At 47.4% G+C, this 16,976-nt stretch carries 11 protein-coding genes; 3 read left to right on the forward strand and 8 right to left on the reverse strand.

The genetic code is table 11. From position 1 onward, the window contains the following. Positions 1-72 precede the first annotated feature (72 nt). The 3 genes from ACHKAR_RS20545 (at position 73) to ACHKAR_RS20555 (ending at position 6,229) form a co-directional block, all read left to right on the forward strand. On the forward strand, positions 73-1,947 hold the full coding sequence (locus ACHKAR_RS20545; protein WP_395419292.1) for a helix-turn-helix domain-containing protein: 1,875 nt from the start codon (positions 73-75) through the stop codon (positions 1,945-1,947). A 371-nt stretch (positions 1,948-2,318) separates the two neighbouring features. Then, a complete protein-coding gene (locus tag ACHKAR_RS20550; RefSeq protein ID WP_395419294.1) occupies positions 2,319-5,771 on the forward strand; it encodes a starch-binding protein in 3,453 nt (1,150 codons plus the stop codon). A gap of 77 nt (positions 5,772-5,848) precedes the next feature. After that, the gene (locus ACHKAR_RS20555) at positions 5,849-6,229 is read left to right on the forward strand and encodes an SRPBCC domain-containing protein (protein WP_395419296.1); all 381 of its coding nucleotides are present in this window, start codon (positions 5,849-5,851) and stop codon (positions 6,227-6,229) included. A gap of 188 nt (positions 6,230-6,417) precedes the next feature. On the opposite strand, the gene ACHKAR_RS20560 is transcribed toward ACHKAR_RS20555, so the two are convergent. The 8 genes from ACHKAR_RS20560 to ACHKAR_RS20595 all read right to left on the reverse strand — a co-directional run bounded on the left by ACHKAR_RS20560 (position 6,418) and on the right by ACHKAR_RS20595 (position 16,955). Beyond that, the gene (locus ACHKAR_RS20560; RefSeq protein WP_395419297.1) at positions 6,418-7,389 is read right to left on the reverse strand and encodes a glycoside hydrolase family 43 protein; all 972 of its coding nucleotides are present in this window, start codon (positions 7,387-7,389) and stop codon (positions 6,418-6,420) included. Positions 7,390-7,393: 4 nt separating this feature from the next. Then, positions 7,394-9,676 (reverse strand): GH92 family glycosyl hydrolase, encoded by a 2,283-nt coding sequence (locus tag ACHKAR_RS20565; protein ID WP_395419298.1) that lies wholly within the window; start codon positions 9,674-9,676, stop codon positions 7,394-7,396. Positions 9,677-9,847: 171 nt separating this feature from the next. Next, positions 9,848-10,849 carry a UDP-glucose 4-epimerase GalE gene (galE, locus tag ACHKAR_RS20570; protein ID WP_395419300.1) on the reverse strand — a complete coding sequence of 334 codons (1,002 nt, stop codon included), beginning with the start codon at positions 10,847-10,849 and terminating at the stop codon, positions 9,848-9,850. After that, positions 10,842-11,876, reverse strand: coding sequence for a UDP-glucose--hexose-1-phosphate uridylyltransferase (locus ACHKAR_RS20575; RefSeq protein ID WP_395419301.1), 1,035 nt, complete (start codon positions 11,874-11,876; stop codon positions 10,842-10,844). Before ACHKAR_RS20575 ends, galE begins: the two co-directional genes overlap by 8 nt. 1 nt (position 11,877) lies before the next feature. Beyond that, the gene (gene galK / locus ACHKAR_RS20580; RefSeq protein WP_395419303.1) at positions 11,878-13,044 is read right to left on the reverse strand and encodes a galactokinase; all 1,167 of its coding nucleotides are present in this window, start codon (positions 13,042-13,044) and stop codon (positions 11,878-11,880) included. A gap of 176 nt (positions 13,045-13,220) precedes the next feature. Then, positions 13,221-14,420 (reverse strand): chromate efflux transporter, encoded by a 1,200-nt coding sequence (gene chrA, locus ACHKAR_RS20585; protein ID WP_395419305.1) that lies wholly within the window; start codon positions 14,418-14,420, stop codon positions 13,221-13,223. A gap of 10 nt (positions 14,421-14,430) precedes the next feature. Further along, on the reverse strand, positions 14,431-15,471 hold the full coding sequence (locus ACHKAR_RS20590) for a sulfotransferase family protein (RefSeq protein ID WP_159581914.1): 1,041 nt from the start codon (positions 15,469-15,471) through the stop codon (positions 14,431-14,433). Next, positions 15,468-16,955 (reverse strand): aryl-sulfate sulfotransferase, encoded by a 1,488-nt coding sequence (locus ACHKAR_RS20595; RefSeq protein ID WP_395419307.1) that lies wholly within the window; start codon positions 16,953-16,955, stop codon positions 15,468-15,470. Before ACHKAR_RS20595 ends, ACHKAR_RS20590 begins: the two co-directional genes overlap by 4 nt. Positions 16,956-16,976 lie beyond the last annotated feature (21 nt).

Consider the following 16,976-nt stretch of genomic DNA (forward strand, 5'->3'; position numbering starts at 1 on the left):
ATAAATAACAATCAGCCTGTCATGTTTTTTCAATCGTTTGAATTAACCACACAGCCTCAACCCCAACCCCAAATGCGCCCAACTCATTTGCCTCAAGTTTTCCTGGTCTCGCTGGTATTTTTACTCTTCACCATCCGAGCAGATGCGCAAACGGATAGGAAATATCAACTTCAGGTAATCTCGCAGCCCGCCAATACCCCGGCCAATGCGGAACTATATGCTGCCGGAAACTTCAACAACTGGATAGCCGGAGACAGGATGTATCAACTACACCCCAATTCGGAAGGTGTTTATACCCTACAAATTTCCACGCCTCTGGATACGCTGATATACAAGTATACCCGCGGCACATGGCCATCTGTAGAGGGGGATGACTTTGGTCAAATCAAAAAAAACAGGCAGCTGCTACACACCGGAAACGCCATCACCTCTGTGGAGGATGAAATAAAAACCTGGGAAGACCTGGATAGCAGCGACACTTACACTTTTGTGATCGAATCCCTACCGGAAAATACACCCATAGACGCTACCATCTACCTCACCGGCAACTTCAACCGATGGGAGCCCGGCAACCCTGATTATAAATTCAGCAAACTCGAAGACAATACCTACACGTATACCCTCAAGGGTGCTCCGGATCACTTAGAATATAAATTTACCCGAGGCACCTGGGAGACCGTGGAAGGAGGTAGCGACGGCCGAGCCATTGGCAACAGACAATACCGCAGAACCGAAGGTGGACCAGTGATGCTCTATGCCACCATCAAAACCTGGGAAGATTTCTCAGGATCAAAGGTGAATTATTATGATTTCATCCTCATCATTGCTTCGGTAATCGCCTTCCTGCTGCTGGTTGCCTTCAACTGGATGGTCAATGCCAATGTGCAAGCCAACAGGTTCCTTTCGTTGGCCCTGGCCCTGTTCATTATCGCTTCTGCAGCCAGGATTCTCATGAACTATCGCCAAATGTTTCACTGGGAGCCCCGGCTCGTTTTGCTGCCAGACATGGTCTATTTTACCATTGCTCCCCTCCTGTATTTTTACTTTCAGTCGCTTCTGGCCGTGAGGCCACGCATCTCCATGAGCAAGTGGATCAGTTTCATTCCGGCCGGTATTCTCATGCTTACCTATATTCCGCTTTTCGTCCTGGATCGGGAGACCTTCATAGATAAAATGGTCAATCGGGAATTTCACTGGTTGTTTGCTCTGACTGCAGGTATCGGCCTGATTTATAACTTCATCTACTGGCTCAGAAGTCTGCGTGTTCTCAAGATTTACACGGAGAAAATGGATAACACACAGTCGTTCGATCAAAGTCATTATTACCTCAACAGCCTACTTACCCTCTACAGCATCTGCCTCTTCACCTGGCTGGCCACATACCTCATCGGTGGAGCTGGCTTGTTCGGAGAGATGGACACCATCAGGATTACCGATACCACTTCAGACCTCACCTGGATCCTTTTCGCAGGCACCCCTTTTTTGGTGGCCTACTTTGCACTCAGCCAGCCAGAGCTCTTCAGGATCTCCGAAACCTCAGAAAAATATCGTTTTTCCAGTCTGAGTGATGAGTCTGTAAACAACCTGAAAGAACAGCTTCACCAGCTCATGCTCAATGAGAAACCCTTTCTCAATCCCAAGCTTACCCTTCTGGAGTTGGCAGAAATGATAGAGACCAACACCCATGCACTCTCGCGGGTGATCAATGAAGGATTCGACCGAAATTTTTATGACTTTGTCAATTTCTACCGGGTGGAGGAATTTAAGCGGCTGGTGAATCAGGCAGACCATAAAAACCTCACCTTTCTGGCGATTGCCTATGAGGTAGGCTTCAGTTCCAAAACCACCTTCAACCGGGCTTTTAAAAAGCTGGAAGGACATACTCCCCGCGAGTACCACAAGCAAATGATCCATGAAGGAACTACCGAGGAAATGAAATGGGTTTGAGGTAGTTTCAATAAAACACATGATAGATTTTCAATATATTAATAAAAGGCTCTCATAACCCTACCGTATTCCCAATCTCATAATTCACCAATAAAGTACCACCAAACACTTTTAAGATGGTGGTACTTTATGAATCCCTCAGATTTTTCATTGGATAAATGGCTTATTCCTTATCAAATCCAATCAACTGTATACTAGCTGGTTAGAGAAATGAACCAAGTGCTAAAACATGAAATGATACTTTCACCAAAGGACTGATAGCGCCCAAGTGATAACATGTGCCGATTGGGAAATGTGGTGTGGGTAAGCTTGTGTTGTACCGTGAGGAAACTCATGGGCTCAAAAGTTATTCTCAACCAAACCAACAACCTATGTACACTTTGCGAAAAGCAACCCTTGCTTTGATCATTCTGATGAGTTGCCTGTCTACTCATCTCTCTTTCGGACAGGTGGATTTCCGGGAGGAAACGATCTATTTCCTCCTTACCTCCAGATTTTTTGACGGAGATCCATCCAACAATGCACCCAATGAGTGGAGTTCATATGACCCTGACCCCAATGTGCGTCCTTCCATTACCGATCCTCAGGACGTTACCTGGCGGGGTGATTTCAAAGGGCTCATCCAAAAACTCGATTACATTCAGGACCTGGGCTTCACTGCCATCTGGATCACGCCCATCGTCCACAACAGGAGCCCGCTGGACTATCACGGGTACCACGCATGGGACTTCACCCGGGTAGACCCCAGACTGGAGTCACCAGGCGCCACCTTTCAGGATCTGATCAATGAAGTACATGCCCGAGGCATGAAGATCGTCCTCGACATTGTGACCAACCATGCGGGCAGATTTGGAATCAAAGGTCAGGCCGAAATCAAATACAACACCGACCCCAACCAGCCATGGGGGCAGAACTCCAATGGCAATACGCTCCAGCCCAACCCCAACTGGGAGTACGATGGTATCACTCCCAATCCGGACGACGGTAAGATCTGGAGCCGGGCCAACATCCCTACCATGCCCGCACCTTACAATCAAAACCTGCAAAACTATAACTGGCCGAGCACCCAATCCTACGTAGACACTTCAGATCCCAACTGGTACCATCACTCCGGAAACGGATTCGCACAAGGCTGGGATGATACGGAGAACCTGTACAACCGGGCATTGGCGGGAGACACCCCCGACCTGAATACCGGAAGCTCTGTGGTCCAAAACTACCTGATCGCCGCCTACACCACCTTCATCAATATGGGGGTGGATGCCTTCCGCTGGGACACCATGAAACACATGAGCAAAGACGATGTGCTCGCTTTCAAAGATGCTTTTCATGCAGTGAATCCAGACCTTTTCATTTTCGGAGAGGTAGCTCAGAAAAGACATGAACTCCATAATGTGGAAGAAATCAACCCACACTGGTACACCTGGAGAGGTGCTGTAGGCGCTTCTCAAAACTCGGATATCGCTGTGTTGGATTTCTATGCGGAGGCCACCTTCCATGGTGTATTCGAGTCAGGAGAAAGCTTTGCCAATGTGCAGGCCGCGGCCCGATACGATCACTTGTACAGCGACCCATCTACCCTGCTCACCTGGCTGGACAACCATGACTTTGGCCCAAATAACGACTGGAACCGAAGATATGGTGGCAGTGCCGAGAACCTCGCCGCCTGTATGAACTTTATGTTTACCTGGCGAGGGATTCCGGTGGTGTATTACGGCACAGAAATCCAGTTTAAAAAAGGAGAATACGCAGACATCCACGATGCCACAGGTATAGAAAAATCGATTGACGAAACGGGCCGCGCATACTATGGAGCCGAATTTGCCAACGCACCCAACCACATTATCTATCAGCACATCAAAAAACTGAATGCCATGCGCAGGGCGATTCCGGCCTTGCAGAAGGGCGCCTGGAGGTGGGATGGAAATGCAGGAGGAAATGGTGTGGGTTATGTAAGAACCCATGGTAGCAGTGAAGTAGCCGTAGGACTGGCTAAGGATGGCTCCGCCACTTTCAACTTCTCCGGCCTTACCAATGGTATCTATCGGGATGCGGTCACCGGCAACGAACAGAACGTTTCGAATGGATCATTGAGCTTCACTGTACAGTCAGGGTCGGCGGGTATCTATGTACTCAACGGACCAGGAATGATCGGCGAAAACGGCGTAGGTTTCTTCCAGGCAGGCTCAGGGCCCAGCCAGCCTGTGGTGAGTGCTAACCCTTCCGGAGGTGTATATAGCAACCCCGTGCAAGTCACGCTTTCAGCAAGCTCACAGCATGCGCCAAATACCATTTACTATACCTTAGATGGCTCTACGCCTTCTACTTCCAGTGCAGTATACAGTGGCGCACTCACCATCAGCTCCACCTCCACACTGAAGGCCATGGCAGTGGACAATCAGGGTGGACAATCAACCGTGCTTTCGCACACTTATACCATTGGGGCAGTAGAAGGAATCACGGTCTACTTTCAGAAACCTTCCGGATGGTCTACCGCCAACATCCACTATTGGAACCTATCACCTTCCGGTGCCGGCAGCACATGGCCTGGCCCGACCATGACCTCAGAAGGAAATGGATGGTACCGATATGATTTCACCAATGCCAGCAGTGCCAATATAGTATTCAATGACAATGGTGGCGCACAAACCGCAGACCTCTCCCGCTCCTCAGATGGGTGGTATGACATCAATGGAGTATGGAAAGATACGGATCCCCGGGTCACCACCAATCAACCACCGGTAGTCTCCATTTCCCCGCAGGGTGGCACTTTCACGGATGGCGACAATGTGAGTGTGACCCTCTCGGCTACTGACGATTCAGATCCAAACCCGACCATCTACTATACCCTGAATGGTAGTACACCAACCACTGCCTCCAGCGTATACAGCACAGCCCTTTCAGTCTCTGATGACCTTACCATCAAGGCGCTGGCAGTGGACAGTCAGGGTGCCAGCTCCACAGTAGTGAGTGCAGCTTTTACTTTTGAGCCCCCCGCTTCCGGGCTCATCGTGCACTTCAAGCCGAATGGCTACACCAGCCCTGAGGTCTATTTCTGGGGAGCGACTCCCTCCGGCCAGACGACCACCTGGCCTGGAGAAACCATGACAGCAGAGGCCGATGGCTGGTACAGCTATACCATAGGTAATGCTGCCTGTTCCAATTTGATTTTTAGCAACAATGGCGCCAGCCAAACCGCAGATCTCTACCGGTGTGGAGAAGGCTGGTACATGGATGGCACCTGGTATGATGATCTACCGGGCACTTCTGCCGGCTTGACCATTCACTATCAAAAGCCCTCCGGCTGGAGCACTGCCAAAATGCATTACTGGAATGTGACGCCATCCTCCGTGGCTGGTACCACCTGGCCTGGCGCACAAATGACCAACGATGGCAATGGCTGGTGGTCATATACCATAGCGGATGCCACCTGTGCCAGCATCGTCTTCAATGACAATGGAGGCGCACAAACCGGGGACTTGTCCAGGTGCGGAGAGGGCTGGTATGACAATGGCTGGTCAGGCTCTGCCCGAACATCTGAAGGTTTCCCACAAGTGGAAAACGCTGGATTTTCGCTCAGTCAAAACTACCCCAACCCCTTTACCGACTTTACCACCATAGAAATGAGCCTGGATAAGACCCAAAATGTCCGACTCTCGGTATATGCCATGGATGGTAAAGAAGTGATGACCATTGTAGATCACGAACTCACCAGCGGCAAACATCGGTTTATCCTGAACGCAGATCAATTTGAGCCTGGAATCTACTTCTACAAAATCATCAGCAGTGAGGGCGCTTTGATCAAAAGAATGCTCGTGAAGTAAAGAAGAAATAACTGGTTAAGTGAAAAGAGGGTGCCAATAGGCATCCTTTTTTTATTTACGCCCTACCTTTGTCATCAATGGCGGATTTTAAAAAATATTTCATTGTAGCGGGACAACCCGAAGAAGTGTATGCCGCGCTTACCTTCAAACCAACCATAGAACTATGGACAGGATCCCCGGCTATTTTCAAACCTGAGGTGGATTCAGAGTTTTCACTCTGGGATGGAAGCATCCTGGGTAAAAATCTGGAGTTTGAAGAGGGCAAAATGATCCGTCAGCAGTGGTACTTTGGGGAGCAGGACACGCCCTCTATTGTGACGCTGAAATTTCACCCTCACAAAAAGGGCACTTCCATAGAGGTCAATCACACCAACATCCCCGATCAGGACTATGATGACATAGTGGATGGATGGCATGAAGTGTATATGAAAGAACTCACCGAGTTTTACCAGGAGTAACAACAATCAATTGAATTCATCTTGTCAACAACTCAACCCCAAATGAAAACTCATTCGATTTCGATCACAAAAATATCGATACCATCCATCATCACGATCTGTTTGATCTGACCATTAACTAATCTCGTTTCCTGTCAGAAAAAATAGGATACGATTATGGCCACCTGAGTAGTTTATTTCCACAGTGACTATCTGGCTTCCAACAGGCGCCTGGCCACTCCCCCGAAGGTAATCTTCACTGGTTTGATTAATCCATCAGCGTCAAACTCTATTTTATCTATACAGGTCACCCGGTGATTGTGGTGAGTTTCTGAAAGTGGTCGGCGATGATAAACTATGTACCATTCATCCTGGCCCGGAATTTTGATCAGTGAATGATGGCCCGCTCCAGTAGCTATCTCTGGATCTTGCTCCAATACCACTCCTATTCGCTTAAAGGGCCCAAACGGTGAGTCGGCCATCGCGTAAGCTACCTTGTAGTTGGGGCCACCCCAGCCTCCTTCAGACCACATAAAGTAGTACTTACCTCCCCTGATAAACATAAATGGCCCCTCTACATACCCCTCAGGGGTTATCTCTTTAAAAATACTTCCATCCGCATACGGCTCAAAACCTCTAAAATCATTCTGGAGCTTCACAATATTGCAATGCCTCCATCCACCGTAAATCATATAATACTGACCATCTATATCCTGGAAAACAAATTGATCGATCGGTTGGGCTCCATTGACAATTTTTCCCAGAAGAGGCACTCCCAAATAGTCCTTATAGGGGCCCTCGGGGTTATCCGCTACCGCCACTCCAATACCGCCTGGTTCATCATTGTTCTGAATATCATTAGCGGCAAAAAAGAGAAAATATTGCCCACCCTTCTCTATGATCGAAGGCGCCCATATCGCACTGTCGGCCCAGGCAATGGCTGCGGTATCAATGATCCGTTCGTGTTTCTGCCAGGCAATCAAATCCGGAGAAGAAAAGGCATCCATAAATACCTGCCGGTCATACGCATCCGAATAGGTAGGGAAAATCCAATACAGGTCATCAAATACGATGCCCTCGGGATCAGCGTACCATCCTTCAAAAAGGGGGTTTCCGGACTGAGCAACCAGCTGGCCCATGGTGAAAAATGCGATCAAAAAGGTCAATTGTATTTTTTGCATCGGGTTATTGATTAGGCTTTGAGGTCATATAAAAAGTCAGCTTACCACCTTCCATCATTTGTTCGTGAGTGATGTATTGCACTCCAAGAGGTTTGCCGTTGAGTTCTACTTTCTTCACAAAAACATTACGATCACTTTGATGCTTGGCTTCTATAAAAAAATCCCTGCCGTTTTCTAGGTGAATAGTAGCCGAATGCACAGCGGGACTCCCCAGCATATACTGATCCGAACCTGGTGCCACAGGATAGAAACCCATAGAGCTGAACAAATACCAGGCGCTCATCTGCCCAAAATCATCATTCCCTCCCAGCCCATTAGCTGCTGGCTGATACATAGCCTTCAAAATCATTCGAATCTTATCCTGTGTTTTCCAGGGCTCATCAGTCCAGTTATACAGATATGCCACGTGGTGAGATGGCTCATTCCCGTGTACATAGTTACCAATGATCCCATCTCTGGAAATGTCTTCAGTATGTTCAAAATACCGATCAGGCAGCTCCATTGAAAACAGTGAATCCAAATGAGTAGTAAATCTTGCCTTACCTCCCATCATTTCTATCATCGCCTTTGGATCATGTGGCACATAAAGGCTGTAGTTCCAGGAATTCCCTTCTATAAACCCCTGCCAGTGTGTATCCAGCGGATCAAATTTTTCCACCCATTCACCACTGGCCAGCTTCGGTCTCATAAACCCTGCCTTCTCATCAAAGACATTTTGATAACTTTCAGAACGCCTGATAAACTCCTGATAGAGATCTTTCTTCCCGAGCTTTTTAGCCATCTGCGCTATGCACCAATCATCGTAAGCATACTCAAGGGTTTTGGAGACGGATGCCCTGCTCTTATCTTCCGGCACAAACCCCCGATCAATGTATTCCCCAATGCCATCAAAATATCGGGTATTCGCCGTTTGCACACAAGCCTTCAATGCATGTTCCACATCAAAATCCGCGTTCCCCTTGATCACTGCATCTGCTATCACGGACACACTGTGATAGCCAATCATACACCAGTTTTCATTGGCATAATGTGACCAGATAGGAAGCATATGATGAACACTCTGATCATAGTGCGCCATCATAGACCGGATCATGTCCTGATTTCTAGTCGGCTGTAGTATGTTAAACAATGGATGCAGCGCCCTATAAGTATCCCAGAGTGAAAAGCTCGTGTAGTTAGTATAAGCATCTGCGAGATACACATTCTGATCCAATCCCTTGTATTGCCCGTCTACATCCATATAGACTGTGGGGCCCAGAAAGGCGTGATACATGGCGGTATAGAAACTGGTCAGGTCATCATCATTTCCCAAATCAGCCGTCACTTTGCCCAGCTCATGATTCCAACTGGCCTGCGTCTGTCTTTTGACCTCTTCAAAATCCCATCCGGGTACTTCAGTCTGAAGATTGCGCAATGCACCAGCTGTGCTCACAGGAGAAAGAGCCAGTTTAACCTGTATCTTCTCACCAGCTGCCACATCAAAATCAAAATGCGCCCTGATTTTCTCATTGGCAGCCTCTGGGAAATTCATTTCCTGATCAAACCGTCCCCAAAAACCTCTGTAAGGGTGCTTTTCGTAGCTTTTAAATCCGTAGGACTTTACCGGTTTGCTGAATGCCATGGCAAAATATTCCGTGCGAGTTCTCGCCCAACCATTCGTGGATTTATAGCCCGTGATGAGGGTATCATTTTCCATTCGGATAAAAGCCCAGGTGGTCTTCTCGTCATAATTGTAAATACCATACATCATATCCAGGATAATATGTGCTTCAGCTACTTCCGGAAAAGTATACTGATGCACCCCTACCCTGGTAGTGGCTGTCAACTCTGCGATAACACCATGATCATCTAATTTGACTTTATAATATCCCGCTTCCGCCATCTCATTTTCATGAGAAAAAATTGATCGGTAACCGTTCTCAGGGTGATCAGCCGTACCTGGATTGAGCTGTAGGGTTCCGGTAGTGGGCATAATAAGGAAATCCCCCAAATCTGAATGGCCCGTACCACTGAAGTGGGTATGACTAAACCCCACGATAGTTTTGTCTTCGTACTGATAACCTGCACAATACTTGTAAACATCCCCCGTATACTTGCCATCCACAGCGTACGGTATAGTGTCAGTATCAGGGCTTAGTTGTACCATCCCAAAAGGTGCTGTGGCTCCCGGATAGGTGTGCCCCATTCGCGCGGTTCCAATCATTGGATCCACATATTGCAACAGGTCCTGCGCGTGTACTGAAAGTCCCAAAACCAGGGCAAACCCGGCTGTCATCTGTCTGAACATCTGATTATTTTTGAATGGAGAAGAAATACGTTCGTCTGCTCACAAATTCTGTAAACATCATGATGCAATTCAAATACATTATCCATTAGAAATCAAGTTTTCGACCAGCTCTATTTTGTTCCTTGAATGAGCCATAACTTCACGGTGTTTCCTTCGCCATTGCTGATCTCCTCAAAACCTCCCTTTTCTTGTTCCGGTTTTCCAGTTCCAGGCAGTCTGTATAATGTCTGAAATCTCTTTGTATTTTGGATCCCAGCCCAGCTTTTCCAGTGCTAGCTTGGCATTAGCCACCAGCTCAGTTGCATCCCCGGCCCGCCTTTCTGCCAGCTCATAAGGCACCGGCATCCCTGTCACCTCCTCGGCAGCCTTGATCACCTCCATCACTGAGTAGCCAAACCCGGTGCCCAGGTTGCAAGCCAACGACTCCCCTCCTTTGTTGAGGTATTCCAGGGCTTTGATATGAGCATTTCCCAGGTCATTAACATGAATATAATCCCGCACACAGGTGCCATCCGGCGTGGGGTAATCCGTACCAAACACCTTGATAGCGGCACGATCTCCAGTGATTGCATCCAGGATTAGCGGGATCAGGTGAGTTTCCGGGTTATGGTCTTCTCCTATCAACCCATCTTCTGATGCACCGCTGGCATTGAAATAGCGTAAAAACACGTATTTCAACCCATGGGCAGTCTCATAATCTTTGATCATTTGCTCCAGCAAAAACTTACTCTTTCCATAGGGACTCACAGGGTTTTGTGGGTGTGATTCATCCAACGGAACATACTCCGGATTGCCATAAGTAGCACAGGTGGAAGAAAAGATGAACTTCAGGCACTGATGATCCACCATGGTTTTGAGCAGGGTCAGTGGTCTGGCCACGTTGTTCACATAATACTTGTGAGGATCAGATACCGACTCCCCTACATACGCATAAGCCGCAAAATGCAGTACCGCCGAAAACTGATGTTTCTTAAACAGCTCCTGCAATAATTCCTCGTCCCCAATATCCCCCTGAACCAGCTCTACCGAGTCATTGACAATTGCCTCCTTGTGCCCATACACCAGATTGTCCAGGACCACAATGTGATAATCCAGCCCAGCTAATAACCTCACCGTGTGTGAACCAATGTAACCAGCTCCGCCGGTGACCAATATCGTTTTTGTGTTATCCATTTTTGTAGTGCTTTTCAGAAAGTGATCTTAAGGTTTCGGCCGCTTGCTCAGCGGTAATATCTCGTTGAGGGTTGGCAAACATTTCATAACCCACCATAAATTTCTTCACTGTGGCAGACCTGAGCAGTGGTGGGTAAAAAGAATAGTGAAAGTGCCATCCTTCGTGTGATTGCCCATCGGTAGGCCGCTGCTGCATGCCTGCCGAGTAGGGAAAAGAGCACTTGAAGAGGTTATCATAGCGGATGGTGATTTTTGAAAGTATGTCTGCAAAAGCAACTTCCTCCTCGATGGTCATATCCGTGATCGCCTGAAAATGCCTGGCTGGAATAATCATCGTTTCGTATGGCCAAACGGCCCAAAATGGAATGAGACCAACAAAATGCTCATTCCTGCAAATAATTCGTGAACCATCCTCCAGTTCCTGTTCCAGGTAATCTTCCAGCAAGCTCCGCTTATGTTTTACATAATAGGCCTGCTGTGTCCGGGTTTTCCTGGCAATCTCATTAGGGACCGAGCTCTGTGCCCAGATTTGCCCATGTGGGTGTGGGTTGCTGCAGCCCATGATGGATCCCTTATTTTCAAAAATCTGAACATTCCTGATATAAGAAATCTGCTCCAGCGCTTCAAACTCACGCTTCCAAACTTTCACCACCTCCGTCAGCGACTCTATGGTCATTTCGGGCATGGTGAGTGAGTGATCCGGGGAGAAACAGATCACCTTGCAAAGACCCGTTTCTTCCTGCATGCGCAGTAACCCTTTGGAGGTTTCCATTTGCTCATTTCCCTCCAGTAGCGCTGCAAAGTCATTCTGAAAGACAAAAGTGCTTTCATACATCGGGTTGTGCTGTCCTCCCATGCGCTCGTTGCCAGCACACAGGTAGCAGGATGGATCGTGTGTGGGTCGGCGCGTCTCCTCTACCTCCTCCGTCTTTCCCTGCCAGGGCCGCTTGGTCCGGTGGGGTGATACCAGCACCCATTCATCAGTGAGTGGATTGTATCTTTTATGTGGCTTGTCAAATGCTTTCATATCATACCTTGATTAGAGAAACCCCGTCGGAGATATTAACCTGAATGGGTGTGATCTCTTGATTAAATTGATCCATATACGCCTCATTAAGCGCCTCGATGAAAGCGGCTTCCCGACCCTTTTTGATCAGATTAAGCGTGCATCCACCAAAGCCACCCCCCATCATTCGTGCGCCCAGTATGTCCTCATGTGCATTGGCAAAATCGGCCATAAAGTCTATCTCCGGACAAGTGATCTCATACTCATCCTTCATGGCCTTCTGAGCACTTTTCAGGATTTCCCCTGCTTTTATCAGATCTGATTGCGTCAGTGCTGTGGTGAATTCATTCACCCGGGCGTTTTCCTCGATCACATATTTGCAGCGGCGATAGACTACCTCATCCAGTTGGCTCTGCACCTGATTCAACTGGTCCATGCTCACATCCCGCAATGAACTGATTCCTGAAAATCTCTTCTGAAGGCCTGACACCCCAGCTTCACACTGTTGCCTGCGCACATTATACTCGGAGCTCGCCAGACTGTGCGTCACGTTGGAGTTGCAAAGGAGCAGTGAGTAGTCATTCAGCCCGATGGGAAAATGCCTGTACTCCAGGCTCTGACAATCCAGTAGCAGGGCCTGATCTTTGGCGCCCATCATGCTCGCAAACTGATCCATGATCCCACACTTTACTCCGGCATAATGGTGTTCAGCCATCTGAGACATCTTCACCATATCCACTTTGGGAATACCCAGCTCAAACAGCTCATTGAGCCCGGCACAAGTGCCGCACTCGAGGGCTGCTGAAGACGACATACCCGATCCTCGAGGCACATTCCCACTGAACACCAAATTGAACCCGGCCACTTGGCGGCCCGACTTCTGTATTTCTGCCACCACACCGAGGATATAGTTTTGCCAGGAGTCAGTCGGCAGTGGCTGCATATCTGCCAGGTCAAAATCATATCGATCCTCAAAGTCAAGAGAAATCAAACTGCACCTGTCTGCATTATCTGACTTACCAATGGCAAAAAAAATGGCGTGCTCCACAGCCGCAGGCAGGACAAAACCATTGTTATAATCAGTATGCTCACCAATGAGGTTAATGCGGCCGGGAGCGCGAACCAGCACTGGTTTGGCTCCAAATTGCTCCGCAAAATGACTGCTTACCCTTTGAGATAGATCGTTCATAGAAGAGGTTTAAGTCGGTGTTTAAGAATGAATCTACTGCTCACTCCACCTCACAAATATAATAAACGTTTATTTGACGTTTATTAATTTTTGGGTAAAAAACATTAGAACCATCCCTTGATGGTCATAACATGGCATCAGTAGCTTCTCTAACTATTCAGAAGTCTCTTCGGTCGTTACATAAAAAAACTCCCGGCCAAGCCCGCGCTCAATATTACATAGATAAGGTTCATCTTATACCTGATCAGGCACAGAGAACCCACAAAGAAAATAGCGATTGGAACCACATCTACTTCCAGGCCCATTCCGATCTTCACACAAGCACTGAAGATCATCCCGATGGTGACCGCATAGACCCCTTTCATAGCGGATTTAAATAGTATGGAATCCGAATGGCGCAATATCATCTGTGAACCCGCCACCATCAGAATACCAGAGGGCAAAAACATCGCAGCTGTGGCTACCAAGGCCCCAGTAATCCCCATCACTTTGTAGCCAATAAAAACCGAGCTAATCATGATGGGCCCCGGACTCACCTGTCCAAGAGCAATGCCATCAATAAATTCCGCATTGCTTAACCATCCCAGTGACTCTACCACTACCTCCTGCATCATAGGGATAAACACATACCCGCCACCGAACAGACTCAGACTCATGGCACTGAAAACCGAGATCAGCTGGAGAACCATACTCTTCTCACCAAAGAGCGCTAAAGCCAGTAGCACCCCGGCTACAGCAACCAAGGCCAGAGCCACTACCTGTACATCTTTTCCATTGAATCGTGAGACCGGTATTTCATTCAAATCATTAGAACCCTGAACCTCATGCCGAAAAAATAAGTAGCCTAGAATGGCTCCTCCTGCCACGAGTACAATGATGTTTTTGAAACCGGTAAAGGTCAACAAAGTCGCAATAGAAATCAGTAGTAATAGCACCTGCACCCTGTGTCTGATGTGCGATTTGGTCATTTTAATAGCCACGGATAGGATAATGGCAACGACCGCCGGCATGACTCCTTTAAAGATGGGTTCTACATTGAGGACATCTCCATATTCGAAATAGAGGTAGGTGAGTATGTAAACCAACACGAAAGCAGGTAAAATGATACCGGTAAAGGCAATGAGCATTCCCGCTTTTCCCCTCAGCTTATAACCAACGTATATCACTATATTGACAGCCAAGGGGCCAGGAAAAATAGAAGCTAGTGCCACTGCATCCATAATCACTTCATCTTTCAACACCCGCCTGCGGTCTACCAGCTCATCACGTAAAATGGAAACCAGTGCCATATATCCACCAAACGATATACTCCCCACTTTTAGAACGGAAATCAATAGCTGCCACAGGCTTATTCGTCTTTCTGAGAGTTGGTTCAAAGGAGCTTGGTTAATCAGTTAGAGGGACCGGCTCAAAAGCCAATTTGATCCGTGAGAGGAGTTGCTCCTGTGGCATTCTTTTAGCTCTATCGAGTGGATCCGAGTGCTCCACTGCCCGTTTCTTCAGAAACTCATTCTCCCGATCGAAGTTGATCAAATCAACTTCTGAAAAAGTAACCGCTCTGGCTGTGTCACCATAATGAAGTGGATACCCTAGTCGGTCAAGTGTAGTACCAGCCACTGCCTCAAAAATAAGGACGTCTTCCCTGGGCAACTCCTTTAAGTATTTGCACATATTGCCACGAAGCACAGGTTTGGTGACATTTTGCCACATTTTGCCCGACAAAGCAGTTTCCTGCGAATCTCTTGACAAGAAGTAGTCAAGGGCCTGTGGCTTAAATTGGATCTGCAAAAAGGCACAAATTCTGGAGAGTTGCGCTTCAGGATTGGTGATGAGATCTTCATAAGCTACCCTGATCACCCGCTCAGACCCCAGCTTCTCTCCTATGGCGAGCGCCTGGTCCTGATCACGTTTCCAGCTTTTCGCCTGGTGATAAGTATGTTTTTCACCCACCATGATTTTTTTAAATGATAAAGCTACATCACGACCATCGCGATAAAGGTGGATATAATACGGTTTGATTCCGTGGCTGTGCAGTTCCTCAGCGAAATGAACATTCGTCAGACTTTTACAGCACCAGAACCTGCTTCCCTTGGAAGATGCATATCTTGCATAGATGTGTTCGAAAAGGGAATATATGTTTCTGGAATGCTGAAGCTGGTCAAAGATAAGATCCCGATCAAGAGACAAATCATTCCACTTTACCGGATTTAACTCTACAAACTTGCATACATCGTTGATCAGATTTTGAAAATTGACATTGATGGAAAGGTCTCCATATCGATCCATCAATGGCACAAAGGTCTTCAATATATGCGGAGGATGCGGTGCAGTGATCTCCGTGAGCTGATTGAGCATAAGCCTGAGTAGGTTGGACCCAGATCTTTGTGTTCCAATCAGTTGAATAGGTATTATTTTGTCTTTAGTCATTCTTCAATAAATTTATTCACATAAGCTTTTGAATGGTTCAAATCCGGAATATACTGTGCCCGATAAGACGGATACTCCAGTAGCAGACTCCCCAGAGCCTCTCCTTTCGAATTAACAAAAGAGAGGATATTCTTGGTGGAGCTATTGAAAAGTACAAGTTCATCTGAAATTCTCCCGGCACTGCCTTGAGACTCTGTCATATACACCTCTGGGAACACTACTTCTCCCACAACATCTACCTTTCGGGTCTCCTCGTCTATGTGGAGTGTGAGCATTCTGGAAACCGGCTTTGATCTGGCTGGGTAGTCGGGATTTGCGTTTCTTACCCCGGGTTGAGCATGCCTGTTTCCATTGTCCAGAATCACAAGGTAACCCTCCGTATCAAAATGAATATTGTGCTGACCATTGAACAGGAAATCTTCAGGAAGGAACAAATCTTCACTTCCTCTGCCCAACCTCCAAATGAGCGCGCCGGTTACTCCATCTATTTTCCAAATCTGGCTACAGTTTCGAAAGGAGATGAGGTAGTTCCCGAGGGTGTCTTTCACCAGGGCGTTCGCATGTAACCAATCTCCGCGTTCATTCAAAATATTGGCATAGTCAAGTGGGGAAAATACGTCGAAAACGGACCACTCCCATACCTTTTCATTTTTGACAGGATCATAAATAAGAATACCATCACCACGAACTATGTCTTGCTTCCCTCCTCCTACTGAAGAGAGGTCCACAACCTCCTGCTCATAAGTCAGACTCATGATATTCCCATTCTCATCGAAATCAATCTCATGATGAACTGTCTTATTAAAAGCCCCTTCACCTTTCTCTACCTCAAACAGCACATTTCCATCCAAGCCTACCTCTGCGATGTGATTGCCCGAAGAAAAACGGAGCGTATCGTCACTCAGGATAGACAAGAAAGTATTCTTCCATGTGTATTTGGAAACCTTCACATTCATTGGTGCTTTCTGATACCACACCAGTTCGCCGGTATCGTCGATCATCAGGAGGTACCCCTGATCCTTTCTGGCCTGAAAAGCCACATACCCAGAAAAGGATACCTGCTTCATGCTATCTGGTTTTGGGAAATACGGAACCCAGGGGGAGAGGAGGTTGGTAGTGAACTCGTAGGTGCTGCTCAGTGTCTTGCAAAGCTCATCTTGCACCACCACCTGGAATTCATAAGTGGTAGCAGGCTTAAGAACCACCAACACGAGGTGATGAAGGGTGTCTGCTGAGGATAGGTCTGAGTAGTACTTCTTGTCATTACATTCCAAACGAGAATCGCACTTTTCCCAATAGGTCACGTAGACATCTTTGCCTGGATTGGTCTGCACATCTATTCCGACACGGAGAGAATTATCCGGTCGTTGATATATTTCTATAGTGCCAATCTCATGAGGTATAAAGCACACCCCTTCCTCACCTCTTCGGGCGCAGGCAAGTATCAACAGGGCTAAAGCGAAAATATATAGTCTACTGAGCATGGTACAGCAGAAGCCCCTTGT

Origin of the sequence: Marinoscillum luteum (genome assembly GCF_044005705.1) — a bacterium.
Taxonomy (GTDB): Bacteria; Bacteroidota; Bacteroidia; order Cytophagales; family Cyclobacteriaceae; genus Marinoscillum; species Marinoscillum luteum.

Bases quoted from the DNA above. Each gene is read 5' to 3' on its own strand.
- ACHKAR_RS20545 (WP_395419292.1), top strand. From the start codon at position 73: ATGCGCCCAACTCATTTGCCTCAAGTTTTCCTGGTCTCGCTGGTATTT.
- ACHKAR_RS20550 (WP_395419294.1), top strand. From the start codon at position 2,319: ATGTACACTTTGCGAAAAGCAACCCTTGCTTTGATCATTCTGATGAGT.
- ACHKAR_RS20555 (WP_395419296.1), top strand. From the start codon at position 5,849: ATGGCGGATTTTAAAAAATATTTCATTGTAGCGGGACAACCCGAAGAA.
- ACHKAR_RS20560 (WP_395419297.1), bottom strand. From the start codon at position 7,389: ATGCAAAAAATACAATTGACCTTTTTGATCGCATTTTTCACCATGGGC.
- ACHKAR_RS20565 (WP_395419298.1), bottom strand. From the start codon at position 9,676: ATGTTCAGACAGATGACAGCCGGGTTTGCCCTGGTTTTGGGACTTTCA.
- galE (WP_395419300.1), bottom strand. From the start codon at position 10,849: ATGGATAACACAAAAACGATATTGGTCACCGGCGGAGCTGGTTACATT.
- ACHKAR_RS20575 (WP_395419301.1), bottom strand. From the start codon at position 11,876: ATGAAAGCATTTGACAAGCCACATAAAAGATACAATCCACTCACTGAT.
- galK (WP_395419303.1), bottom strand. From the start codon at position 13,044: ATGAACGATCTATCTCAAAGGGTAAGCAGTCATTTTGCGGAGCAATTT.
- ACHKAR_RS20590 (WP_159581914.1), bottom strand. From the start codon at position 15,471: ATGACTAAAGACAAAATAATACCTATTCAACTGATTGGAACACAAAGA.
- ACHKAR_RS20595 (WP_395419307.1), bottom strand. From the start codon at position 16,955: ATGCTCAGTAGACTATATATTTTCGCTTTAGCCCTGTTGATACTTGCC.